Here is a 436-nt window from a genome sequence, read left to right as displayed (position 1 = left end):
GAGGGTCAGGGTTTCCAGGTTGCCCAGGGCGTCGTAGCGATAGCCCAGTTCACCCGCGTCGCTGCTTTCGCTAAGCACCTGACCGAGGGCGTCGTAGGCATAACTTAGTTTCTGCTGCGTACCCTGCCTGTCGGTAAATGTGATCGCCAATAGATCGTCGGCGTTGTCATAGCGGTAATCGGTAACCCCGTCATCGGTGGTTTTGCGCAACAACCGGCCCACCGCATCGCGGGCGAAGCGATGCCGTATGGGGGCGTCTGATTCAAGGGGCGGCGGGCCGTCCTCGTAAGTATTACGCGGTTCCGGCGCAGGTGTGGGATGAGCGTCAGTCCCAGTAATATCGTCAACGGCGTTGTAGTGATAGACGCGGTAGCTGCCGTCCAGATCGACCTGGACGGACAACCGATCCAGCACATCCCACTCAAACCGATAGGCC

The 436-nt window shown here is 59.6% G+C and carries 1 pseudogene; it reads right to left on the bottom strand.

The window, feature by feature from the left end:
- A pseudogene (locus LIY45_RS30595) lies at positions 1–436 on the bottom strand (type IV secretion protein Rhs); the annotation flags it as partial.

Origin of the sequence: Pseudomonas sp. MWU16-30323 (genome assembly GCF_020515595.1) — a bacterium.
Classification (GTDB): Bacteria; Pseudomonadota; Gammaproteobacteria; order Pseudomonadales; family Pseudomonadaceae; genus Aquipseudomonas; species Aquipseudomonas yamanorum.
Note: the sequence above shows the minus strand (reverse complement) of the source record. Positions and strands in the feature narration are given on the sequence as shown.